Here is a 20,211-nt window from a genome sequence, read left to right on the forward strand (position 1 = left end):
ACCGGGGCGAGGCTGCGATCAGGCGCTGGGCATGCCTTCGCAGTAGGTGATCAGTTCGTCGAGTTCCCGTGATTTGTCGAAGAGCCGGTCGGCGCCGAGGGCCGCGCAGCGCTGTCGCATGTCGGGAGAGGGGTAGTTGGTCAGCACCACACGGCGCATCGGCAGGTTCAGCGCCTGCGCGCGCGCCAGCACCCCCAGGCCACTTCCCGAGGCGAGGAAGATGTCCACGATGACCAGGTCGAGGTCTTCCTTGCGCTGCTCCAGTTCCCGAACCGCGTCGGCCTCGGTGCGCGCAGTACCGACCACGCGCACCGGCGTCAATTCCTCCAGGGTGGTGACCAGGTCTTTCAGGATGACGGGGTTGTCCTCCACGATGAAGGCGCGAACAGGGGACATGGTCGTGGGTCGTCGGCAGCAGTCAGGGTGAGTTGGCGCTACGGCTTCTTGACCAGGGTGAGGTGGTTCTTCACGTCCACCACGCCCGTCACCGCCTTGACCAGGGTGGTGGCCCGGTTGATGGCCTCTGCGCTGGGCGCGGGGCCGTACAGCGAGACCACCGCGTTGGTCGTGTCGACGCTGATGGCCCGCGCACTCAGCTCGGCGTCGGCCGCCAGCGTGCCTTTGACGCGTGCCGTGATGGTCAGGTCTGCAGACGAAGCGGACATCGCGTTGACGGCACTGACCGCGTTGTCCTTGACCTCGATCGCGACTTCCTTTGATTTTTCAATCGCACTGTCGACCCTCTGGCCGACGGTGGGGGGTGGGGCGGGCGCCGTCTGGGCGCATGCGCCGAGGCTGGTCAAGGCCGCGACGGCAAAGGTCGCGAGCGCGGTGCGCGACACAGGAAAGTGGGCGTGTGTGGACATGGTGTGAAGCCTTGGTGAACGACATCGCGACCGCGTGGGGCGTTTGAAACACAGTGTATCGGTGGCGCTGTCATGGGGTTGTAGGACATGGCTGACAACACCGGGGCTCGCGTGAGCGCCTGGCGCGTCAGCCGGCGGGTTCAGCGGCGGGTCATCAGGGTTTTTTGAACCAGTCGTCGCTCGCGCGGCTTTCCCAGTCGGCCACCTGTTTTTCGGCTTCGTCCTTGGCGCAGCCGTAGCGCTCCTGGATCTTGCCGGTGAGCTGTTCGCGTTTGCCGGCCACGACGTTCCAGTCGTCGTCGGTGAGCTTGCCCCATTGTTCGATGGCCTTGCCCTTGAGTTGTTTCCAGTTGCCTTCAATGCGGTCCCAGTTCATGGTGATGCTCCTTCGTCAGTGGTGTTGCGGGCCCCCGTGGGAGCCCCCGGAAAACAGCGGCGAGCGGTGTCGCCGGGCTGTGTAGAAACTGTAGTTTTTTGAACGGTCAGCCGGTGTCGGTGCGCACAGCGTTGGCCTGTAGGACAGCGTGCCGTCGGTGCGTCGGTTCGGAGCCGACCCGGGGCGCGTCCTCCCACCGGGCAGGCACCGCATTCCCGCGTTACAGTGCGCCTTTCCGCGCCGCGGGCGCACCAGACACGGAGGCACGGGATGATTCGAGTGGGGATCGTGGACGACCACAAAATCGTGCGCGCGGGGCTCAAGCAGTTCCTGTCCGAGCACGTGGACCTGCGCGTGACTGGGGAGGCCGGCAACGGGGTCGAGGCGCTCGAACTGGCCCGCCAGGGCGAGGTGGATGTGTTGCTGCTCGACCTCTCCATGCCCGAACAGGGCGGTGTCGATGCGCTCAAGGCCATCAAGGCGCGGGCGCCCGAGCTGCCCGTGCTCATCCTCAGCGGGTTTCCCGAAACCCACTACGCCATCACCCTGCTGCGCCAGGGCGCCAGCGGTTATCTCAACAAGGAGTGCGACCCCGAAGAGATCGTGCAGGCGATCCGCACGGTGTCGATGGGGCGCAAGTACATCAGCCAGGCCGTGGCCACGCTGCTGGCCGAAGGCGTGGCCGGCGGGCTGGAGCGGCCGGCCCACGAGCTGTTGTCCGAGCGCGAGCTGCAGGTGTTTCTGCGCCTGGCCAAGGGCGAGACCATCGGCAGCATGGCCGAGGCCATGTTCCTCAGCGTCAAGACGGTCAGCACCTACCGCACGAGGGTGCTGGAGAAGCTCAAGCTCGGCAGCAACAGCGAGCTCACCTACTACGCCATGACCCATGGCCTGATCCAGTAGGCCGCTGCCTGCCCCTGCAGAGGGGCTGACGCGCTAAGGGGTTTCGCCCGGGGGCGGCGGTGCGGTGGCGTCCGCCTCGCGGTCCTGCGCGCGTTGGGCCTGTTGGCCCAGGTCGCTGATCCAGGCCGCGAGCGCCCCGGCCACGGCCATCTGCACCGAGGCGTGTCCCAATTGCGACCAGAGCATGCCCCCCAGATTGGCGCGCCACGGCGCCCAGCGGTTCCTGGCCGCTCCGAAGACCCAGGGCGTGAGGCTCACCAGCGCCGCGCCCACCGCTGCACCGGCCGCCAGCGCGGCCCAGGGGTGACGGCGCACGATGGGGTTGACCTGTTGCGCCACGGCGGACGCCACCAGCTCCGCCGGTGCGTGCCAGGGCTGCCGTCGCCACCACCGCCGTGCCAGCGTCTGGGCGGCGCCGAAGAGCCCGAGTCCCACGCCGTGCCGCCTCATGCGTGCGGCGAACGAGGCGGCCGGGAATGCGCTGGTGCCGTGAGCGGTGGCGCCTTGCACAGGGGCGCTCCCGCAGTGGGAAGGCTCTTCGGGCGACAAGGCCAGGATCAACCGGGTGCGGGACGCCTCGATCCGCGCGAGCGCTGCGGCCTTGCGCTGTGGCTGTGGCAGCGGGAGGTTCATTCGTCGCCCAGGATTTTCAGCGTGGCCATGTCCTGAGCCCATTGCGCGCGCAGGGACTCGAACGCTGGAGGCTCGCGGCGCGTGGCCGCGATCCATGCCAACAGGGCCGCGCCCAGCAGCGGCACCGCCGGCACGGCCCACAGGAGCCAGGGCATGGGCATGGACGCCAGCGGAAGCACCGCCCACAGCAGCAGCGAGGTGCCCATCAGCATCAGGCCGACCAGGCCCAGCACGGCGGTGGTCACCCAGATCAGGGCGCGCGATTTCAGTTGTCCCGTCACACCCTGCCACTCGGCCATGGCGAGGTCGACGTAGGCGTCAGCGTGCTCGGTGAGCAGGCCGGGCTGCTGGGCCAGGGAGATGAAAAGGGGGTGGATCACGGCAGGCGCGCTTTCTTGCAGGCAGGGTCTTCAACACACCGCTGCGAGACCACCCGCCGAAGCGGGTGGTCTCGCAGGGGGCGGTTGTTTCAATGGTGGCTGGCGCGGTTGCGGGTGGCCCAGCTGATCGCCAGCGTCACCGCGGCGCCAGCGGCCATGGCGATCAGCAGCGCCTTCGTGGGCTCCCGGCGCACGTAGCTGGCGGTCTGGTCGTTCAGCTGATGCGCCTTGTCGGCCACCGCGGCGCGCGCAGCCCGGGCCTTCTCGATCCCGGCGCGGGCCAGCTCTTCGGCGGAGGTGGCGGCGCGGGAGATCGTCGCCGGAATGGCGTCGCGCAGCTGGTGGATGCCGGCCTGGACGGCTTTTTCGGTTTCGGCGGTGGCTCGCTGGGCTTCGTTCATCAGGTCGTCGGCCTTGCCGACGACCCGGGACGCAGCGACTTCGGCCACGCGGGCGCCGGTGTCCACCATGTCCTGGGCGGCGGCGGTGATGTGTTGGGTGGTGGCATTCATCTTGGGCTCCTTGAGTGAGTGAAGGGTGAGGGTGGGCGGTGAGTGGGCCGGCGTCGGTGCCGTGTTCAGCGCTTGAGCCAGCCGAACAGGAAACTGACGACGGCCATCACCAGGAAGACCACGAACAGGATCTTGGCGATGCCGGCGGCGCTGGCGGCGATGCCGCCAAAGCCCAACACCGCTGCGATCAGCGCGACAACCAGAAAGACAACGGCGTAGTGCAACATGGACAACTCCTGAATCCCCCCGGTGGGGTGGTGGGCTTCGCAACGCCTGTCGCTGCGATGAATGAAGTCTATGGACGCGCTGTCCTTCACGGTGTCGGTCAATCCCACGGGTTGGCGTAGGACTGGGCCGACAGGGCGTCCCTGAGCGTGGGGGCTCAGCGATCCACCGCCGGGCCGCCCCAAGGCGGATCAGCCCCCTCGGGGGGCAGCGACCCGCGCAGCGGCGGAGCGTGGGGGCTCATCAGACCACGTTGCCGTGCAGCCGGGCGGTCAGGCTGAGGCCGAAGGCCGCTTCCACCTGCGCCTGCTCCGGTTCCCGGTGGTCGCGAGCCGACCGTGCCGTGATCAGGGCCTGCACCTCGGGCGCCAGATCCATGGCCATCTGGGACAGCAACTCGGCTTCGCCATGGGCCAGCGCATGGCCGGCGGGCGCATGCAGCGCGAGCACGCCCAGCACCGCGCCGCGGGTGTCCAGCACCGGCTTCCCCGCGAAGAAGAGGTACCGTTCCAGGGCCGGGTGCTGGCCGGCGGCCTGCGCCGGATCGAGATGCAGCTCGGGCTGGGCGCTCTCACCCGCCAGCAGCCGACCCGGAGGCGAGGTGTCGGGCGGCATGGATTCGGTGGACCAGCCGGGCTCGGGCACATCCCCCGCCAGCAGGCAGCGCACCTGGGTGGCCCCGGTGGACACCATGAGGCTCACCACGGGCACACGGAACACCGCGGCGGCGCGCTGCACGCTGCGGTGGATCGCTTCTTCCCGGGCTTGCACCGGCGTCGGTGCGGTGGCAGCGCCAGGCTGACCCGGGCCGTCGCCATCGCCACCTTGCGCGGGCGGCGCTTCGGTGCGCTCGTGCTCGGCCAGCGCCAGCACCTCCGGCAGCCGGAACAGCACGGCCGACACCCCGATGGCCTGTTGCCGTTCGGGCTCGGCCAGCGCCTCGACGCCCCGCCAGGCCACCAGCCGGACCACCACGTCCGGCCAGTGGCGGCGCAGCCGCCGGCACACCAGTCGCACCTGCGTGTCGGGGGCCTTGGACAAAGAGCACAGGTAGACCACCTCCACCGACGCCGCATCGCGCAGATCCGCACGGCCCTGCTGGAGGGCGGCCACCGGCAGGGCGCGGGCGCGCAGGCCGGCGTGGGCCAGTGCGTGCGCCAGCATGTCGGCCGACAGGGTGTCGAGCTCGGTGCGCAGGCCCACGCACAGCAGCGTCGGCGCGAGGGCGTTCGAGGCCTGTGCGGCGGTGTCGTCGGCCTGCAGCTCGGTCACGAAACGCGCCGTGCCGTCGAGCAGGCGGTGGCGGTGGGCGGCGGTCACGCCTTCGTCGCTCAGGCGCGCGGCCAGCCCCAGCATCGGCAAGGCCGTGTCGCCGTAGAAACGCGCCAGCGAGGTCTGCCGCACCTCCTGGTAGGCCATGTCCTCGGCCTCGTCGAGGTCGCCTGAAATCAGCCTGTGGTAGAGCTGGGTGGCGCTGTCGAACACCGGCTCGCTGCCCAGCAGCACCTCCAGGAAGCGCAGCGGGGCCAGGTGGCGGCCAACCACCACCAGGCACACCGTCAGCGGTGTCGCCAACACCAGGCCCAGCGGCCCCCACAGCGTGGCCCAGAAGGCGGCCGAGATCAGCACCGCCAGCGGCGACACGCCGGTGTTGCCGCTGTAGGCCAGCGGCTCGACGACGTTGTTGCTGATGACCTCGAGGACCAGGATCAGGGCCAGTGTCCACAGCACGACCGACCAGCCCGGGTCCACGGCGAACGCCAGCACGAGCGGGAAGATGGCGCCGATGGCCGGCCCGAGAAACGGGATGAAACGCAGCAGCGCCGCCAGCCCGCCCCAGAGCCAGGCGCCGGGCACGCCGATCCACCACAGGCCCAGCGCCATCGGGATGCCGTAGCCCACGTTGACCAGCACCTGGGCCAGCAGGTAGCGGCTGACCTTCTCGGCCGACTCGGACAGGGCGTCGGCCATCTGGTGCTGGTCGCCGCCCATCACCCTCAGCAGACGGTCGCGCAGCTCGATGCGCTGCAGCAGCATGAACACCACCAGGATGATCACCAGGCCGGCGGTGGCCAGCTGCACCCCCACCGTGGTCAGCACGTTCAGGGCGACCTCCTGCGGGCTGCTGTCGCTGGTGTCGACCGTGACGCGGGTGGCGCCCGGGGACTCCTTCTTGCCCATGTCCAGGGTCTTGGTGGCGGCATCGAACTCGCCCATGACCACGCCGAAAATCCGGCCGAACTCCCGCACCGTGCCCGACGGCACCACCGCCGGCCGCAGGTCGTGCAGCTTCTTCTGGATGTTCTTCCGGTAGGTGGGCAGCTCCTTGCCGAAGTCGCTGACCTGGTTGGCCATCAGCGCGCCGGCGCCCACCAGCATGGACAGTGTCAGCGTGAGCACCGCGCCCACCGCCACGCCGCGCGGCACCGAATGGCGACGCAGCCAGGTCACCACCGGGTCGAGCACGAACGCGAGCAGCGCGGCAAACGCCAGCGGCATGAGCAGCGTCTTGCCGTGGTGGAGGGCGAGGATGCCCAGGCCCAGGGCGGCGCCGGAGAACACGAAGCGCTGCACCCCCGGCAGCACCTGGGTGTCCGTGCCGCTGGCCGACGGGGCGGTGTCGCGTGGCGGGCCGGCCGCGGGGCCGGGGGCGGCCGTGGCGGGCTGGGACGGATCGGGGTTCGACGGGGGGGTGTTCACGGCAGGGGGGCTCTCGGGGAGGTTCGGCCGCTGTGCCGGGCCAGCACTGGGGGTGGGATCGGGCCTCATTTTGCATGAGGTCGGCCTGCGGTGCAGGCGCGTTTCAGGGGTGCTCCGCGTTGGCGTGCACCTCGCTGATGCGCTGTTCGCGGCGCACGAGGTAGAGGCCGCTGCCCACGATGATGGCCGCGCCGAACCAGGTGTGCGCGCCGGGCAGGGTCTGCCAGATCAGCCAGTCCAGCCCCACGCCCCAGGCCAGGGCGGTGTATTCGAACGGCGCCACCGCGCTGGCCTGCCCGCTGCGGAAGGCCTCGTTGATGGTGAGCTGGCCCAGAAAACCCGTGACCGCCAGCGCGAGCAGCAGCGCCGTGTGGTCCAGCGACACCGGCTTCCAGTCGCTCCACGCCAGCAGCCCGCCGCCCACGCTCATGAACAGCATCATGGTCAGGATCAGCGATTCGGTGCTGTCGGTGCGGCTGAGCAGCCGGCCCGCGACGGCGGCCACCGCGTAGCAGAAGGCGGCGATGATCACCGCGATGCCGCCGGTGGTGGCGAACCCGGCCTGCAGGTCACCACCGCTGGGCCGGATCGCCACCAGCACGCCGATGAAGCCGACCCCGATGGCCCACCAGTGCGCCTGGGGCACGCGCTCCTTGAGCACCGGCACCGACAGCGCCGTGATCAGCAGCGGCGCGATGAAGAAGATGGTGTAGGTGGCCGACAGCGGCAGCTCGCTCACGCCGCGCGTGAACAGCGAGAGCATGGTGATGCCCAGCAGGCCGCGCAGGATGTGCAGCGACCAGCGCAGGTTTTTCAGCCGCCCCCAGCCGCGCCGCCACTGGATCCAGGCCAGCACCAGCGGCAACGCCGTCAGCCCGCGCAGGCAGGCCATCTGCAGCGGCGGGTAGTGCGCCGACAGCGTCTTGAGCACCGCGTCCATGAGCGAGAAGAACATCACCGCCAGCAGCATGTTGACGATGCTGCGCAGGTTGCCGGCGGCGTGTTGGGCTTGTGAGGTCATGGGATCAGAAGAAGAGCCGCGCAGTCTGCCTGAAACAGGGGGAGATCAGGGCACCACCCAAGGTCCCGCAGAAGGAACCGCTGCCACCTGCGTTCCCCACCGGAGCGCGTGCCCGAGCCCGGCACACGCCGAAGACCCGGCTCCGCCGGTCCAAGGGCGTGGTCCCCCTTGGGGGGAAGCCGCGCAGCGGCGCAGGGGGAAGCCTTCCATCACCGGAGCGCGTGCCCGAACCCAGCACACGCCGAAGATCCGGCTCCGCCGGTCCAAGGGCGTGGTCCCCCTGGGGGGAAGCCGCGCAGCGGCGCAGGGGGGGTCAATCCATGTGATCGACGGTGTCCGGGTCGGGCACATCGCCCACCGCTTCGCGCGTCGCGGCCGCCTGTTGCTGCAGCCAGTCGCTGAAGGCTTTCACCTCCGGGCGCTGCAGGCTGCGTGGGGCCACCACCAGCCAGTACACCAGCGGCGAGTCCAGCCGCATCTGTGGCAGGGGTTCGACCAGGTCGCCGCTGGCCAGGCTCTCGGCCACCAGCGGCAACCGCGCCAGCGCCACGCCCTGGCCGGTGAGCGCGGCCTGCACGATCTGATGGGCGTAGTTGAAATACAGCCAGCGCTGGGGCGAGAGCTTGGTTTTGGCGCCTTTGCGCGCCGCACCCGAGGTCGAGAAATTTTCGAGCCAACGTTGCCAGGTCAGCCATTCCAGGTGGCGCGTGCGGTGTGCGTCGCCGGCCTCGATCAGGGTCACCTTGGACAGGTCGTCCAGCGTGGCGATGCGGTGGGTTTTCAGCAGCCAGGGGCTGGCCACCGGCGTGAGCTGCTCGCCAAACAGCCGGATCGCGCCGGCCGGCATGGCCTGCGGCACCGCGTAGCGCAGCGCGAGGTCGACGTCGGCCGTGCTCAGGTCCACCGCGACATCGGACGCGTCGATGCGGATGTCGATGTCCGGGTGCTCGCGCTGGAAGGCCTCGAGGCGCGGGATCAGCCACATCGAGGCGAACGAGGCCCAGGTCGTGATGGCCACGCTCTTGCGCCCGGCGCTCTGGCGGATCTGACGCACGGCCGCATCAATCCGCTCCAGCGCCGAGCCCGCCGCGCGCAGCAGCTGGTTGCCCGCGCTCGTCATCTCCACGGCGCGCGTGTGGCGCAGGAAGAGGGCGGTGCCCACCTCGTCTTCCAGGGCCTGGATCTGCCGGCTGACCGCGCTCTGCGTGAGAGACAGTTCCTCGGCGGCGGCACGGAAGTTGAGGTGTCTCGCCACCGCCTCGAAAGCGCGCAGGTGGCCGGCCGAGATCGGGCGGGTGCGGGGGTGGCTGGAGGTGAGCTGCATGGTCAACGGGCGGGTGGGGGCTGCGGGATTGATGCGTTTATCGAATCAATAGCTTATCCCCATTTCATTGGACGGGCGGGCCTGCGCGCGAGAAGATGCCCCCCAATCTGCTGTTTCTGGAGAATGCCATGTCCCACCTCTCTGCCCCTGCTGTCCGTTGCCGCTCTGTGGGCGCCTGGCGCCTGCACCCCGGCCACGCCATGAGCCTGCGGCCGAAGCAGCCCGCCGTGTTGCGCGTGTATTGCGGGCGCGTGTGGGCCACCCTCGGGCAAGGCGCCGAGGTGGGGGCGCCCGACGACGGCGGCGACCGTTTTCTGGGCCCGGGCGAGGTGCTGGTCGTGCCGGCCGGTGCGAGCCTGGTCATGGAGCCGGTCACGGTGCCCGGCGACCGGGGGCCGGTGCATTTCGACTGGAGCGACGCCAGTGCGGCGGCGGCACCCAGCCGGTTTGACTGCGAAGTGGCCGCCCCGGCGCGGGAGCTGCGCTCCTCGCTCGGGCACGCGGCCGTGGCGCTGACGCGCATGGTGTTCGGTCTGCTGGGCTACAGCGAATTCCTGGTGGCCGGGCGGGGACGGGTGCTCTCGCCGTTGGAATCACTTCGTTCTTGATTGGGGGCACCCCCGCCGCGCTGCGCGCGACCCCCAAGGGGGCGGCACTGGCCGTCCGGCAAAGCCGGCCCGGCGGTGCCCTGAGGGGCTTCCCTGCGTCCCATGGGCACCACCCGCAGAACGCTTTCGAGAACGCCTCAAGACTTTGAAGCCTTGGGTTTTTTCGCCGGCTTGCGCGCCGCGACCGCCGCGTCCAAGGCCAGCCGCGCCCAAGGTGCCATGAGCGCGGGCGATTCCAGCGCGTCTTCGGGCGGCGTGTGGTAGTGCAGGGACATGGTCTTGCCCTTGGCCTCGTACCGGAACGGCTGCGCACCGGCGGCCAGCCAGCGCGGTTCCGTTTCGGCGTTGGTCTTGAGGAACAGGGTGTCCCAGGCAATGATCGCCACGTTCATGCCGTCCACCGAAATCCCCCAGCCACCGAACATGCGCACCGCCTTGCACGGCCCCAGGCAGGACAGCAGCTCGCAGGCGTGCAGGACAAACGGATCGGTGATGGGTTGGGTGGCCATGCGCCATCGTAGTGAGCAGTGCGCAGCGCAACAAGCCGTCGGCGCGAAATGACTTCACCCCAGGGCACCGCGGAACCGGCTTTGCCGGGCCGCCAGTGCCGCCCCTTGAGGGGCGGAGCGGCTGCGCGCAGCGAGCAAGCGACGGGGGTGGGTCACATCAAGTGGACAATGTCCACCCATGGCCAGACCCAAATCCGCTTCCCACGACCTCAAGCGCGATCAAATCCTCGACGTCGCCGCCCAGTGTTTTGCCCTGCAGAGTTTCCCGGCGGCGAGCATGAACCACATCGCCACCGCCTGCGGCACCAGCAAGGCGCGGCTCTACCACTACTACGAGAGCAAGGAAGCGATCCTGTTCGATCTGCTCGACCGCTACACCCAGCGCCTGCTGGCGCTGATCGGCGAGGCCGAAGCGAGGGCACAGCGCAAGAACCTGAGCGAGCGCGAGGCGCTCAACGAACTGGTGCACGCTTTTCTGGCCGAGTACGAAAGCTCGGCCACGCGCCACGTGGCGCTGGTGTCCGACACCAAGTTCCTGGGCGAGACCCAGCGCGAACTCATTCTCAACCGCCAGCGTGACGTGGTCGCCGCGTTCACCCGCTTTCTCAAGCGCGCCTACCCCGAGCGTGTCACCCCCGCGAACCAGACCGCGCTGACCATGATGCTGTTCGGCATGATCAACTGGACCTTCACCTGGTTGCGCCCCGGCGGGGCCATGAGTTACGCGGCGTTTGCCGACGAGGTGGCGGCCGTGCTCGAAAAGGGACTGGCGGCCTGAGCCCCGGCGCTGGAGAAGGTTATTTGTTTACCGATCCGTAATCGATTTCGTTTAGTTAAAATTTGCGCGTTTGCCGATCTGCGCAGCCGACCCCACACACAGGAGACCCCATGAGCAAAGCCTTCGCCTCCCAGGCCGATCTGGCCGACAAGAAAATCACCTTCGAGCAGCTCAGCCCGCACTGCTGGGCCTACACCGCAGAAGGCGACCCGAACTCGGGCGTGATCATCGGTGACGACTTCATCATGGTCAGCGACGCCACCGCCACCCCGGCCATGGCGCGCGACCTGATCCAGCAGATCCGCAAGGTGTCGGACAAGCCCATCAAGTACGTGCTGCTCACCCACTACCACGCGGTGCGCGTGCTGGGCGCCAGTGCCTACTTCGCCGAAGGCGCGACCGAGATCATCGCCAGCCAGGGCACGCTGGAGCTGATCCGCGAGCGCGGCGCGCAGGACATGCAGAGCGAGATGGAGCGCTTCCCGCGCCTGTTCCGTGGCGCCGAATCGGTGCCGGGCCTGACCTGGCCGAGCATGGTGATCGGCGGCGGCGATGCGGTCAAAGGCGAGAAGCCGGGCAAGCTGTCGATCAACCTCGGCGGTGTCGTGGTGCAGATCTGGAGCCCGGGCCATGGCCACACCCGTGGCGACACCATCGCCTGGGTGGAAGAAGAAAAGGTGCTGTTCAGCGGTGACCTGGTCGAATACGAAGCCGGCGTCTACACCGGTGATGCCCAGCTCGAAGAGTGGCCCGCCACGCTGGAAGCCCTGCGTGCACTGAACGCCGAGTTCATCGTGCCCGGCCGCGGTGAGGCCATGAAGGGCAACGCCGACGTGAACAAGGCGCTGGACTACACGAAGCGCTGGGTCACGACGCTGTTCCAGGCGGGCAAGGAAGCCGCCGCCGGCAACATGGATCTCAAGGCCGCCATGGCCCACACCCGCAAGAGCATGGACCCGGTGTTCGGCCACGTGTTCATCTACGAACACTGCCTGCCGTTCGACGTGAGCCGCGCCTACGACGAGGCCAAGGGCATCAAGAACCCGCGCATCTGGACGGCCGAGCGCGACATGGAGATGTGGAAGTCGCTGCAGGGCTGAGCTTTTTCGGAATCCTGCCCAGGATGCACAACAAAAAACCCGCCGAGGCGGGTTTTTTGTTGATGCCGACCTGAGTCTGAGCAGGCGCGCAGGAGGCGTGTCTATGGGGTGCTGGTTCCGGTGGTGCCCGTCGTGGTCGGGGTTTCCGTTTCCGTTTCTGTCGTGGTCGTCGGCAGCGCTTCCTTCACCGTCAGCGGTTCGGTCACCGTGGCCTCGCGACCGGCGCTGTCGGTCACGGTGAGTTCCACCGTGTAGGTGCCGGCCTTCTCGTAGGTGTGGGTCACCACCTCGCCTTTGGCGGTTTCGCCGTCGCCGAACTTCCAGGACCAGCCGACCGCCACGTTGTCTTCGGGCAGGTTGGAGACGACCGAGCCCGAGGCGTCGAACGTCAGCTCGGTGCCCGCGCGCGCGGTGCTGGGCGTGACCTCAAAGATGGGGATGGGCAGGCAGCCCGTGAGCGCCAGCGCCACGAAGCTGGCCAGCAGGAATTTCGAGAAGGTGAGGTTCTTGTGGGTGGATGTCATGTGTGCTCCCGGATCGTTGAACAACGATGGTAATCCGATTCAACGGGGGTGGTTTGCCTGCTTGCCCCGACAATCGTGTATCCATCTGTAGCTTTCATGACCGCCCTTTCCTCCTTCGCAGCTCCGACCCCCGCCGACTGGGGCGTGATCGCCGTGTTTGCCACGGTGTACCTCGGCATGTTTCTCGGTGGACTGCCGCGCCTGAAGCTGGACCGCTCGGGGGTCGCGCTGCTGGGCGCCATCGCCGTGATTGCGCTCACCGGCCTGCCGCTGGAAGACGCCGCGCGCTCGGTGGACCTGCCCACCATCGTGCTGCTGTTTGCCTTCATGGTGGTGTCGGCGCAGATGCGGCTGGGCGGTTTCTACACCGAGGTCACGCGCCGCGTGGGCGCGCTGCCGCTCTCGCGTGCCGGTCTGCTGGCGGCGCTGATCGTGGTGTCGGGCGCGCTGTCGGCGATCTTCTCCAACGACATCGTCTGCCTGGCCATGACACCGGTGGTCGCCCAGCTGTGCCTGCAGCGCGGCCTGAACCCGATCCCGTTCCTGATCGGGCTGGCCTGTGCGGCCAACATCGGCTCGGCCGCGACGCTGATCGGCAACCCGCAGAACATGCTGATCGGTTCGGTGCTGCAGTTGCACTTCGCCGACCACGCGCGCCAGGCGCTTGCGCCGGTGAGCGTCAGCCTCGCGCTGCTCTGGCTGTGGCTGGCCTACGGGCCGGGCGCGCGGGCCGGGGCGCCCGAATCCGCGCCGTCGGTGCAGGTGCCGCTGCGCACGGACGGTGAGCCGTTCGACCGCTGGCAGACCGCCAAAGGCCTGGTGGTGGCCACGGCGCTGATGGCGGTGTTCCTGTTCACCGACTGGCCGCGCGACGTGGCGGCGCTGGTGGGCGCGGGCGTGCTGCTGCTCAGCCGCCGTTTCCACTCTGCCGACGTGATCGGCTTCGTGGACTGGCCGCTGTTGCTGCTCTTCATCGGCCTGTTCGTGGTGAACCACGCGTTCGAGCAGACCGGCCTGTCCGCGCAGGCCGTGGCCTGGCTGGCCACCCAGGGCGTGCACCTGAGCGACCCCGGTGCCCTGGTGGTGGTGGGCGTGCTGCTGTCCAACCTGGTGTCGAACGTGCCGGCCGTCATGCTGATGCTGCCGCACCTGGGCACCGACCCGCAGCAGGCCGGTGTGTTGCTGGCGCTGGTGAGCACCTTCGCCGGCAACCTGCTGCTGGTGGGCTCGATCGCCAACCTCATCGTGGCCGACCTCGCGGCCAAGGAAGGCATCGTGCTGGACTGGAAACGGCACCTGCTCACCGGGCTGCCGGTGACGCTGGTGTCCCTGCTGGTGGTGTGGGGCTGGTTCAGTCTGTGATCGAAGAGAGGAACTGCTGCAGCTCCGGCGTCTGCGGGCTGCCGAAGAGCTGATCGGGCGGGCCCATCTCGTGCACGCGGCCCTGGTGCATGAAGATCACGCGGTCGCTCACCTTGCGCGCGAAGCTCATCTCGTGCGTGACCATCAGCAGCGTCATGCCCTCGTCGGCCAACGACTCCACCACACGCAGCACCTCGCCCACCAGTTCGGGGTCGAGCGCCGAGGTGATTTCGTCGCACAGCAGCACGGCCGGTTCCATGGCCAGGGCGCGGGCGATGGCCACGCGCTGCTGTTGACCACCCGAGAGCTGGTCGGGCCAGGCGTCGAACTTCTCCGCCAGGCCCACGCGGGCCAGCAGCTGGCGGGCGCGTTGTTCGCCCGCCGCCTTGTCGGTCTTCTTCACGAGCCCGGGGGCGAGCATCACGTTGCGGCCCACGCTCAGGTGCGGGAACAGGTTGAAGCCCTGAAAGATCATGCCCACGTGCTGGCGCAACTCGCGCATCGCTGCGGCGTTGCCGTGCAGCAGGGGCTGGCCGTCGACGCTGAGCGCGCCCGACTGGAACACCTCCAGCCCGTTGATGCAGCGCAGCAGCGTGCTCTTGCCCGAGCCGCTCTTGCCGATGATGGCGATCACCTCGCCGCGCTTCACTTGCAGGTCGATGCCCTTGAGCACCTCGTTGCTGCCGAAGGACTTGCGCAGTTGGCGGATGTCGACGATGGGACCGTGCGTGTTGGGGGTGGCCATCGCAGGGGTGGGCAGGGTGTCAACGGACGACATTGAGTTTCCTTTCAAGGGAGCGCGCGGTGAGGCTCACGGGGAAGCACAGCGCGAAATACATCAGGGCCACGCAGCTGTAGACCAGGAAGGGCTGGAAGGTGGCGTTGGTGATCATGGTGCCGGCCTTGGTGAGCTCGACGAAGCCGATGACGGACGCCAGTGCCGTGCCCTTGATCACCTGCACCAGGAAGCCCACGGTCGGCGCGATGGCGATGCGTGTGGCCTGCGGCAGCACCACATGGCGCAGCTGCTCAGAGAAGTTCAGCGCCAGGCTCTGCGCCGCTTCCCACTGGCCCTTGGGCACGGCCGCCACGCAGCCGCGCCAGATCTCGCACAGGAAGGCGCTGGTGTAGAGCGTGAGCGCCAGCGCGGCCGAAACCCAGGCCGAGGTCTCCACGCCAAACAGCGCCAGCCCGAAGTAGGCGAGAAACAGTTGCATCAGCAGCGGCGTGCCCTGAAAGAGCTGCACGTAGCCGGCCACGAAGCGCTCGGCGCCCGGCCAGCGCGCGGTGCGCGCCACCAGCAGCGCCATGCCCACCAGCCCGCCGCCGATGAAGGCCACCAGCGAGAGCGCCACCGTCCAGCGCGCGGCCAGCAGCAGGTTGCGCAGGATGTCCCACAACGAAAAATCAACCATGTTGAACTCCGGTGATGCCGCTGCTTGGCCAGGCTGTGTGAGTGCCGGCCACCCGAGACCAGGGAGACCGCGGAACGGGCTTGGCCCGGCCGCTGGTCTCGTCCCCCCTCGGGGGGGAAGGCGCGAAGCGACGCAGGGGGGTCATCGTGATCCTCCGAAGATGAAACGCGGGCCGGCCCAGTTCAGCAGCGCGCGCACGCCCACCGACAGCAGCAGGTAGATGCCGGTGGCGATGATGAAGGCCTCGAACGCGCGGAAGTTGCGGCTCTGGATCAGGTTCGCCGCGTAGCTCAGCTCCTCGGTGGCGATCTGCCCGCACACCGCCGAACCCAGCATCACGATGATGATCTGGCTGGTCAGCGCCGGCCACACCTTGCGCAGCGCGGGCGGCAGCACCACGTGCACGAAGGTCTGGGCCTTGCTGAGGGCGAGGCTCGCCGCCGCTTCGAACTGGCCTTTGGGCGTGGCTTCGATGCCGGCGCGCACGATCTCGGCCGCATACGCCCCGAGGTTGATCACCATCGCGATCACCGAGGCGATCTCGGGCGTGAGCTTGACGCCCGCCGCCGGCAGGCCGAAGAACACGAAGAACAGCTGCACGATGAAGGGCGTGTTGCGGATCAGCTCCACATAGGTGCCCGCCACCCAGCGCAGCCACACCGGGCCATGGCTGCGCGACCAGGCGCAAGCCACCCCCAGCAGCAGGCCGAGCACGGCCGAGATCGCGGTCAGACCCAGCGTCCACAGCACGCCGTGGAACAGCAGGGGCCACTGGGCCAGCACGGCGAGGAAGTCGAATTCGATGCGCATGGCGCCCGTCCTTCGTGTGCGTCAGCCGGGTTTATTCAGGCAGCGTGCCGGCCGGGCGGCCGAGCCACTTTTTCGCCATCGCATCCAGCTCGCCCGCCTTCTTGGCCGCGAGGATGACCTCGTTGACCTTGGTGCGCAGCGCGTCCTCGCCCTTGGCCACGCCGATGAAGTTGGGGCTGTCTTTCAGCAGCAGCTTGTATTCGGTGTTGAGCTGCGGGTTGCGCGCCATCAGGTTGCCGGCGACCGACGCACCCGTGGCGATCACCTGCACCTGGCCCGAGACGAAGGCCGAAACGGTGCCGTTGTTGTCTTCGAAACGCTTGATGTCGGCCGTGGGCGGGGCGAGTTTGGTGAGCTCCTGGTCTTCGATGGCGCCGCGTGTCACGCCCACCGATTTGCCGGCCAGGTCGGCGAACGAAGCCAGCGGCATCGACTTGGTGGCGAACACCGCCTGGAAAAAGGGCGAGTAGGCGACGGTGAAGTCGATCACCGCGAGGCGCTCGGGGTTCTTGCCCAGCGTGGAGATCACCAGATCGGCCTTGCGCGTCTGCAGGTAGGGGATGCGGTTGGCGCTGGTCACGGGCACCAGTTCCACCTTGGCGCCAAGCTTGGCGGCGATCAGTTTGGCCATGTCCACGTCCAGGCCTTGGGGCTGCAGGTCGGTGCCGACAAACCCGTAGGGCGGGAAGTCGGTGGGGATGGCGATCTTGATGGTCTTGGACTTCATCACATCGTCCAGTGCGGTCTGGGCGGTGGCCAGGCCGGTGGTGGCCAGCGAGGCGAGCGCGATGGCGGAAGCGATGAAGGCGCGTTTGTTGAAGTTCACAGCAGGGCTCCTAGGTAGGTTTCAGCGGGGGGTTGAGGGGTGTCATTGCCGGTCGGCAAGGGTGCGGGGGTGGCGCGCACCGGGGCGAGCGCCTGGCGCAGGTTGGCCAGCGGGTCGTCCGCCGGGGCCAGGCGCAGGGCCGCCTGCACCTGCCCGATGTGTTCTTCCATCAGGCGTTCGGCCAGGGCGGTGTCGCCGCGCGTCAGCGCCTCGACGATGGCCACGTGGTCCTGGCACGACTGCACCGCGTCGTGCGTGGACTGGTAGAGCATGGCGATCAGCGTGGTGCGCGCGGTGAAGTCGCGCAGCGTGTCGGCCAGCAACTGGTTGCCCAGGCACTCGGCCAGGCAGACATGGAAGTCACCCAGCAAATAGCTGCGCTGGCCGACGTCGTCGCCTTTGAGCGCGTCCTGTTCCTGTTTCAGGTGTTGCTTGAGCCGCTTGAGGGCGGCCTTGTCCAGGGGTCCGGTGCGGCGGATCAGCCCGGTCTCGATGACGCGCCGGGCTTCAAAGGCTTCGCGCGCTTCTTCGTGTGAAGGTTGCACCACGTACCAGCCGCGGCGCGAACTGACGGTGACGATGCCGCGCGCGGCCAGCCGCACCAGCGCCTCGCGCACCAGGGTGCGGCTGCAGTCGAACAGCATCGAGAGGTTCTGTTCACCCAGGCGCGTGCCGGGGGCCAGGCGCTGCGCGAGCACGGCTTCGATGATGCGTTGGGCGATGTCGGTGGAACTGACCATGCCGCAGCAGCTTGCGAAAAGCGTGCCAGCGCCATGCAGGCCTTGTATGCAAGATGGGTGCGCCAGAGTTGTGCGCTGAGCCTGATTTCAGCGGTCAGGTGCACCAGAACAGCAGGCTGGTGTGCCCAGACTGGTGCCTGAGCGGTGGGCATGCGGTGTCGCCCAAGGGCACCGCCGGGCCGCCCTTCGACAAGCTCAGGACGGACGGCCAGTGCCGCCCCCCATGAGGGGGGGTGACGCGAAGCGGCGCGGGGGGTGTTTCTTCAGTACTGTTCGGCGGTCAGCGAGCGCAGGTCGGTTTCGTAGTCCTTGAGCACCCGCACCGCGTGGGCCCGCTGTTCGGCGGTGGTGGTGTTGTGCAGGGCGGCGAACTGCTCGCAGCCGCTGCGCACCAGCGCGTCGCTGTAGGCCGGGAAGCCGGGCGTCGGCGACTGCATGACCCGATCGTGCCAGCCGCGCAGGGCCACCACGGCCGCCGTGGGGTTGCGTTCGGGCTGCAGCTCGCGCAGCGTCTTCAGCAGGTCGACCTGGCGGCGCAGCCGCTCGGCGTTGACGCGCGACCCGTCGAACGGGGATTGCCGGATGCGCTCGCGCAGCAGCTTCAGCTGCGCGTCGCTCAGGTCGCCGTACAGCGTCTCGTAGCGGTCGGTGGCGCGCTCCAGCAGGTTGTCGATCCGCTCTTCGGCGCTCACGCGCACGTAGTCCGATTCAAACTCCTGGTTGCCTTTGGCGTAGCGGCGCTGCATGTGCTGCAGCTGGGCGGGCGTGAGGGTGGTGGCGAGCCGGGCCATCGGCTCCAGGGCGCGGTCGACCATGCGCAGGTAGGCCGTCTGCACCTGGGTGAACTGCACGCATGTCTGTTCGGGGTTGCTGTCGGCGGCGGCCAGCTGCTGCCATTGCTGCAGGCGGCTGATGTAGGACGGCAGCTCGCTGCTCCGGTGCCAGGCGAAAAAGCCGTCGATGTCGCGCCGCAGCACGGTGGTCTGCGCGTCGTTCAGGTCGGCGTAGCCGTCGATCCACCAGTAGCCCAGGCTGGGCGCCTGGTTGTAGGCCAGGCGCACCGCGCTGCACGCCGCCAGCACCAGCGCCAGGGCGGTCAGCAGCAGGCTGCGGGCGATAATCCGGCCCTTGTTGAAGACCGGTTTCGGCCGTTGGCCCGGTGTGGCCTCAGGAAAGGTGCTCATGTCGTTCCCTGTGGATGTGGTGGTGATGGCGGCCGGCAAGGGCACGCGCATGAAAAGCAGCAAGCCCAAAGTGTTGCACCGTTTGGGCGGGCGCGCTCTGGCCCAGCATGTGATCGACACCGCGGCCCGGGTCTCGGCCCGTTCGGTGGTGGTGATCACCGGCCATGGTGCCGAGCAGGTGGAGGCGGGATTGGTCGCACCGGTGTCGGAGTCGGGCCACGCGCTGAAGTTGCAATATGTGCGCCAGGAACCCCAGATGGGCACCGGTCATGCGGTGCAGCAGGCCGTGCCGGTGCTGGCCGACGACGGCGTGACCCTGGTGCTGTCGGGCGATGTGCCGCTCACGCGGCCCGAGACGCTGCAGGCTTTGCTGGACCTCTGCGGCGGCGAGCGCCTGGCCTTGCTGACGCTGGACATGGCCAACCCGACCGGCTACGGGCGCATCGTGCGCGAGGCCGACGGCTCGGTGGCGGCCATCGTCGAACACAAGGACGCCAGCGACGCGCAGCGCGCGATCACCGAGATCTACAGCGGCATCATGGCCGTGCCCACCCGGCTGCTGCGGGGCTGGCTCGCGCGCCTGGACAACCAGAACGCCCAGGGTGAGTACTACCTGACCGACGTGGTGAAGTTCGCGGTGGCCGACGGGCAAAGCGTGCAGGCGCACCGCATCAGCGACGCCGTGCAGGTCGCGGGCGTCAACAGCCCGCTGCAACTCGCCGAGCTGGAGCGAGCGCACCAGAAGCGCGTGGCGGAAGCGCTCATGGAGCAGGGCGTGCGCCTGGCCGACCCGGCGCGGCTGGACGTCCGGGGCATCCTCAGCTGCGGGCAGGACGTGGACATCGACGTGAACTGCGTGTTTGAAGGCCAGGTGAGCCTCGGCGAGGGCGTGCGCATCGGCGCAAACTGCGTGATCGCCAACGCCCACATTCACGACGGCGCCGTGATCCACCCTTTCACCCACATCGACGGCGAGAAGCTCGGCGTGAGCGTGGGGGCGGGCGCGCTGATCGGCCCATTCGCGCGGCTGCGCCCGGGCGCGCAGCTGGGGCGCGAGGTGCACATCGGCAACTTCGTGGAAGTGAAGAACAGCACCCTGGCCGACGGCGCCAAGGCCAACCACCTGGCCTACCTGGGCGACGCCACGGTGGGCGAGCGGGTGAATTACGGCGCGGGCAGCATCACCGCCAACTACGACGGCGCCAACAAGCACCGCACCGTGATCGAGGCCGACGTGCACGTGGGCAGCAACTGCGTGCTGGTGGCGCCGGTCACGATCGGCGCGGGTGGCACGGTGGGGGGCGGTTCGACCATCACCAAGAGCACACCGCCGGGCGCCCTGAGCGTGGCGCGCGGCAAACAGGTGGTGCTGCCGAACTGGCAGCGCCCCGCGAAGAAAAAGCCCTGAGGGGCCG

24 protein-coding genes are annotated in these 20,211 nt (G+C 68.7%); 6 read left to right on the top strand and 18 right to left on the bottom strand.

Going from position 1 to position 20,211, the window contains the following annotated elements:
• Nucleotides 1–18: 18 nt before the first annotated feature.
• The 3 genes from IM738_RS25615 to IM738_RS25625 all read right to left on the bottom strand — a co-directional run bounded on the left by IM738_RS25615 (nt 19) and on the right by IM738_RS25625 (nt 1,242).
• Nucleotides 19–396 carry a response regulator transcription factor gene (locus IM738_RS25615; protein ID WP_236963806.1) on the bottom strand — a complete coding sequence of 126 codons (378 nt, stop codon included), beginning with the start codon at nt 394–396 and terminating at the stop codon, nt 19–21.
• A gap of 38 nt (nt 397–434) precedes the next feature.
• The gene (locus IM738_RS25620; RefSeq protein WP_236963807.1) at nt 435–866 is read right to left on the bottom strand and encodes a BON domain-containing protein; all 432 of its coding nucleotides are present in this window, start codon (nt 864–866) and stop codon (nt 435–437) included.
• Between the two features lie 154 nt (nt 867–1,020).
• A complete protein-coding gene (locus IM738_RS25625; RefSeq protein WP_236963808.1) occupies nt 1,021–1,242 on the bottom strand; it encodes a CsbD family protein in 222 nt (73 codons plus the stop codon).
• A 270-nt stretch (nt 1,243–1,512) separates the two neighbouring features.
• On the opposite strand from IM738_RS25625, the gene IM738_RS25630 reads away from it, so the two are divergent.
• The gene (locus tag IM738_RS25630; protein ID WP_236963809.1) at nt 1,513–2,145 is read left to right on the top strand and encodes a response regulator; all 633 of its coding nucleotides are present in this window, start codon (nt 1,513–1,515) and stop codon (nt 2,143–2,145) included.
• 33 nt (nt 2,146–2,178) lie between these two features.
• On the opposite strand, the gene IM738_RS25635 is transcribed toward IM738_RS25630, so the two are convergent.
• The 7 genes from IM738_RS25635 to IM738_RS25665 all read right to left on the bottom strand — a co-directional run bounded on the left by IM738_RS25635 (nt 2,179) and on the right by IM738_RS25665 (nt 8,940).
• Entirely contained in the window at nt 2,179–2,778 is a 600-nt protein-coding gene (locus IM738_RS25635) for a hypothetical protein (RefSeq protein WP_236963810.1), read from the bottom strand.
• Nucleotides 2,775–3,158 (bottom strand): hypothetical protein, encoded by a 384-nt coding sequence (locus IM738_RS25640; protein ID WP_236963811.1) that lies wholly within the window; start codon nt 3,156–3,158, stop codon nt 2,775–2,777. Before IM738_RS25640 ends, IM738_RS25635 begins: the two co-directional genes overlap by 4 nt.
• Nucleotides 3,159–3,247: 89 nt before the next feature.
• On the bottom strand, nt 3,248–3,670 hold the full coding sequence (locus IM738_RS25645; RefSeq protein WP_236963812.1) for a hypothetical protein: 423 nt from the start codon (nt 3,668–3,670) through the stop codon (nt 3,248–3,250).
• 65 nt (nt 3,671–3,735) lie between these two features.
• Entirely contained in the window at nt 3,736–3,897 is a 162-nt protein-coding gene (locus IM738_RS25650; RefSeq protein ID WP_236963813.1) for a DUF1328 domain-containing protein, read from the bottom strand.
• A gap of 241 nt (nt 3,898–4,138) precedes the next feature.
• Nucleotides 4,139–6,595 carry an AI-2E family transporter gene (locus IM738_RS25655; RefSeq protein WP_236963814.1) on the bottom strand — a complete coding sequence of 819 codons (2,457 nt, stop codon included), beginning with the start codon at nt 6,593–6,595 and terminating at the stop codon, nt 4,139–4,141.
• Between the two features lie 103 nt (nt 6,596–6,698).
• Nucleotides 6,699–7,616 (bottom strand): DMT family transporter, encoded by a 918-nt coding sequence (locus tag IM738_RS25660; protein WP_236963815.1) that lies wholly within the window; start codon nt 7,614–7,616, stop codon nt 6,699–6,701.
• A 313-nt stretch (nt 7,617–7,929) separates the two neighbouring features.
• Nucleotides 7,930–8,940 (bottom strand): LysR substrate-binding domain-containing protein, encoded by a 1,011-nt coding sequence (locus IM738_RS25665; protein WP_236963816.1) that lies wholly within the window; start codon nt 8,938–8,940, stop codon nt 7,930–7,932.
• A 128-nt stretch (nt 8,941–9,068) separates the two neighbouring features.
• On the opposite strand from IM738_RS25665, the gene IM738_RS25670 reads away from it, so the two are divergent.
• Nucleotides 9,069–9,548, top strand: a complete 480-nt coding sequence (locus tag IM738_RS25670; protein ID WP_236963817.1) for a DUF2917 domain-containing protein — start codon at nt 9,069–9,071, stop codon at nt 9,546–9,548.
• A gap of 137 nt (nt 9,549–9,685) precedes the next feature.
• Here IM738_RS25670 and IM738_RS25675 read toward each other — a convergent pair whose 3' ends face one another.
• Nucleotides 9,686–10,057 (bottom strand): TfoX/Sxy family protein, encoded by a 372-nt coding sequence (locus tag IM738_RS25675; protein ID WP_236963818.1) that lies wholly within the window; start codon nt 10,055–10,057, stop codon nt 9,686–9,688.
• A 178-nt stretch (nt 10,058–10,235) separates the two neighbouring features.
• Between IM738_RS25675 and IM738_RS25680 the strand changes: the two genes are divergently transcribed.
• Nucleotides 10,236–10,835, top strand: coding sequence for a TetR/AcrR family transcriptional regulator (locus IM738_RS25680; protein WP_236963819.1), 600 nt, complete (start codon nt 10,236–10,238; stop codon nt 10,833–10,835).
• A 110-nt stretch (nt 10,836–10,945) separates the two neighbouring features.
• Nucleotides 10,946–11,935: an MBL fold metallo-hydrolase gene (locus tag IM738_RS25685; RefSeq protein ID WP_236963820.1), complete on the top strand. Its 990-nt coding sequence runs from the start codon at nt 10,946–10,948 to the stop codon at nt 11,933–11,935.
• 101 nt (nt 11,936–12,036) lie between these two features.
• On the opposite strand, the gene IM738_RS25690 is transcribed toward IM738_RS25685, so the two are convergent.
• Nucleotides 12,037–12,459 carry a PKD domain-containing protein gene (locus IM738_RS25690; RefSeq protein ID WP_236963821.1) on the bottom strand — a complete coding sequence of 141 codons (423 nt, stop codon included), beginning with the start codon at nt 12,457–12,459 and terminating at the stop codon, nt 12,037–12,039.
• Between the two features lie 96 nt (nt 12,460–12,555).
• On the opposite strand from IM738_RS25690, the gene IM738_RS25695 reads away from it, so the two are divergent.
• On the top strand, nt 12,556–13,821 hold the full coding sequence (locus tag IM738_RS25695) for an anion transporter (RefSeq protein ID WP_236963822.1): 1,266 nt from the start codon (nt 12,556–12,558) through the stop codon (nt 13,819–13,821).
• On the opposite strand, the gene IM738_RS25700 is transcribed toward IM738_RS25695, so the two are convergent.
• The 6 genes from IM738_RS25700 to IM738_RS25725 all read right to left on the bottom strand — a co-directional run bounded on the left by IM738_RS25700 (nt 13,811) and on the right by IM738_RS25725 (nt 18,796).
• Complete coding sequence (locus tag IM738_RS25700; RefSeq protein WP_442908472.1) at nt 13,811–14,599, bottom strand: amino acid ABC transporter ATP-binding protein; 789 nt, start codon at nt 14,597–14,599, stop codon at nt 13,811–13,813. The genes IM738_RS25695 and IM738_RS25700 overlap by 11 nt on opposite strands.
• Complete coding sequence (locus IM738_RS25705; RefSeq protein WP_236963823.1) at nt 14,586–15,236, bottom strand: amino acid ABC transporter permease; 651 nt, start codon at nt 15,234–15,236, stop codon at nt 14,586–14,588. The genes IM738_RS25700 and IM738_RS25705 overlap by 14 nt, the downstream gene beginning before the upstream one ends.
• A 141-nt stretch (nt 15,237–15,377) precedes the next feature.
• Entirely contained in the window at nt 15,378–16,046 is a 669-nt protein-coding gene (locus tag IM738_RS25710) for an amino acid ABC transporter permease (protein WP_236963824.1), read from the bottom strand.
• A 31-nt stretch (nt 16,047–16,077) separates the two neighbouring features.
• The gene (locus IM738_RS25715; RefSeq protein ID WP_442908534.1) at nt 16,078–16,848 is read right to left on the bottom strand and encodes a transporter substrate-binding domain-containing protein; all 771 of its coding nucleotides are present in this window, start codon (nt 16,846–16,848) and stop codon (nt 16,078–16,080) included.
• A 20-nt stretch (nt 16,849–16,868) separates the two neighbouring features.
• Nucleotides 16,869–17,612 (bottom strand): GntR family transcriptional regulator, encoded by a 744-nt coding sequence (locus IM738_RS25720; RefSeq protein ID WP_236963826.1) that lies wholly within the window; start codon nt 17,610–17,612, stop codon nt 16,869–16,871.
• A 263-nt stretch (nt 17,613–17,875) separates the two neighbouring features.
• Nucleotides 17,876–18,796, bottom strand: a complete 921-nt coding sequence (locus tag IM738_RS25725; RefSeq protein ID WP_236963827.1) for a DUF6279 family lipoprotein — start codon at nt 18,794–18,796, stop codon at nt 17,876–17,878.
• Here IM738_RS25725 and glmU point away from each other — a divergent pair.
• Complete coding sequence (gene glmU / locus IM738_RS25730) at nt 18,795–20,204, top strand: bifunctional UDP-N-acetylglucosamine diphosphorylase/glucosamine-1-phosphate N-acetyltransferase GlmU (RefSeq protein WP_236963828.1); 1,410 nt, start codon at nt 18,795–18,797, stop codon at nt 20,202–20,204. The two genes, IM738_RS25725 and glmU, sit on opposite strands and share 2 nt — an antisense overlap.
• Nucleotides 20,205–20,211: the final 7 nt, after the last annotated feature.

Origin of the sequence: Hydrogenophaga sp. SL48 (assembly GCF_021729865.1) — a bacterium.
In the GTDB taxonomy this organism is placed as follows: Bacteria; Pseudomonadota; Gammaproteobacteria; order Burkholderiales; family Burkholderiaceae_C; genus Hydrogenophaga.

Coding starts and splice junctions, on each gene's coding strand:
- IM738_RS25635 (WP_236963810.1), bottom strand. CDS start 2,778: ATGAACCTCCCGCTGCCACAGCCACAGCGCAAGGCCGCAGCGCTCGCG.
- IM738_RS25725 (WP_236963827.1), bottom strand. CDS start 18,796: ATGAGCACCTTTCCTGAGGCCACACCGGGCCAACGGCCGAAACCGGTC.
- glmU (WP_236963828.1), top strand. CDS start 18,795: ATGTCGTTCCCTGTGGATGTGGTGGTGATGGCGGCCGGCAAGGGCACG.
- IM738_RS25700 (WP_442908472.1), bottom strand. CDS start 14,599: ATGTCGTCCGTTGACACCCTGCCCACCCCTGCGATGGCCACCCCCAAC.
- IM738_RS25675 (WP_236963818.1), bottom strand. CDS start 10,057: ATGGCCACCCAACCCATCACCGATCCGTTTGTCCTGCACGCCTGCGAG.
- IM738_RS25615 (WP_236963806.1), bottom strand. CDS start 396: ATGTCCCCTGTTCGCGCCTTCATCGTGGAGGACAACCCCGTCATCCTG.
- IM738_RS25670 (WP_236963817.1), top strand. CDS start 9,069: ATGTCCCACCTCTCTGCCCCTGCTGTCCGTTGCCGCTCTGTGGGCGCC.
- IM738_RS25620 (WP_236963807.1), bottom strand. CDS start 866: ATGTCCACACACGCCCACTTTCCTGTGTCGCGCACCGCGCTCGCGACC.
- IM738_RS25660 (WP_236963815.1), bottom strand. CDS start 7,616: ATGACCTCACAAGCCCAACACGCCGCCGGCAACCTGCGCAGCATCGTC.
- IM738_RS25680 (WP_236963819.1), top strand. CDS start 10,236: ATGGCCAGACCCAAATCCGCTTCCCACGACCTCAAGCGCGATCAAATC.
- IM738_RS25625 (WP_236963808.1), bottom strand. CDS start 1,242: ATGAACTGGGACCGCATTGAAGGCAACTGGAAACAACTCAAGGGCAAG.
- IM738_RS25690 (WP_236963821.1), bottom strand. CDS start 12,459: ATGACATCCACCCACAAGAACCTCACCTTCTCGAAATTCCTGCTGGCC.
- IM738_RS25665 (WP_236963816.1), bottom strand. CDS start 8,940: ATGCAGCTCACCTCCAGCCACCCCCGCACCCGCCCGATCTCGGCCGGC.
- IM738_RS25720 (WP_236963826.1), bottom strand. CDS start 17,612: ATGGTCAGTTCCACCGACATCGCCCAACGCATCATCGAAGCCGTGCTC.
- IM738_RS25630 (WP_236963809.1), top strand. CDS start 1,513: ATGATTCGAGTGGGGATCGTGGACGACCACAAAATCGTGCGCGCGGGG.
- IM738_RS25705 (WP_236963823.1), bottom strand. CDS start 15,236: ATGGTTGATTTTTCGTTGTGGGACATCCTGCGCAACCTGCTGCTGGCC.
- IM738_RS25650 (WP_236963813.1), bottom strand. CDS start 3,897: ATGTTGCACTACGCCGTTGTCTTTCTGGTTGTCGCGCTGATCGCAGCG.
- IM738_RS25645 (WP_236963812.1), bottom strand. CDS start 3,670: ATGAATGCCACCACCCAACACATCACCGCCGCCGCCCAGGACATGGTG.
- IM738_RS25710 (WP_236963824.1), bottom strand. CDS start 16,046: ATGCGCATCGAATTCGACTTCCTCGCCGTGCTGGCCCAGTGGCCCCTG.
- IM738_RS25685 (WP_236963820.1), top strand. CDS start 10,946: ATGAGCAAAGCCTTCGCCTCCCAGGCCGATCTGGCCGACAAGAAAATC.
- IM738_RS25695 (WP_236963822.1), top strand. CDS start 12,556: ATGACCGCCCTTTCCTCCTTCGCAGCTCCGACCCCCGCCGACTGGGGC.